This window comes from Corallococcus sp. AB038B (genome assembly GCF_003668955.1).
Taxonomy (GTDB): Bacteria; Myxococcota; Myxococcia; order Myxococcales; family Myxococcaceae; genus Corallococcus; species Corallococcus exiguus.
Genome location: NZ_RAWO01000103.1, coordinates 1 through 448, shown reverse-complemented (window position 1 = coordinate 448; position 448 = coordinate 1). Strand labels below are relative to the sequence as shown.

Below are 448 nucleotides of genomic sequence, written 5' to 3'. Positions count from 1 at the left end.
TCTCATAAACAAAGCTAAATCTTAAAGAGAGAGCCCTCTCTGAGTACAGATTAGCTAGATTCTGTACTTAAAAGTTGGTTTGTGGTTACCTCAGACCCCCTTCCTTCTTTTGACAACTTCAAGGAAAATATGAGTGATAACATCTCCTATCCAATTGTGGATGGCCAACCAGTAGAATTTCCTGCCCATGGGAAAGTTGCAAGGAATTACGGTAGATATCGATGGCGTGAGTACTTGGACAAAATTTGAAGTTATTGAAATCATGGACAAGAATAACCCTTACCCTGTGTTATTAGGGATAGACTGGGCCACTGACATGAATGGGGTTATTAATTTAAAGCAAAGGAATATTATATTTGAAAAGTAGTCGCTCCGCGTAGTCATTCAGCTAGATCCGATCGTAGGACCGCTCTACACAGAACCAGTGCGCAAGGAAGAAAGGGACAAT

The 448-nt window shown here is 40.8% G+C and carries 1 protein-coding gene; it reads left to right on the top strand.

Annotation, left to right across the window (positions count from 1 at the left end; translation table 11 throughout):
* Positions 1-187 precede the first annotated feature (187 nt).
* Positions 188-367, top strand: coding sequence for a hypothetical protein (locus D7Y04_RS44290; RefSeq protein WP_147477341.1), 180 nt, complete (start codon positions 188-190; stop codon positions 365-367).
* The last annotated feature ends 81 nt before the right edge of the window (positions 368-448 follow it).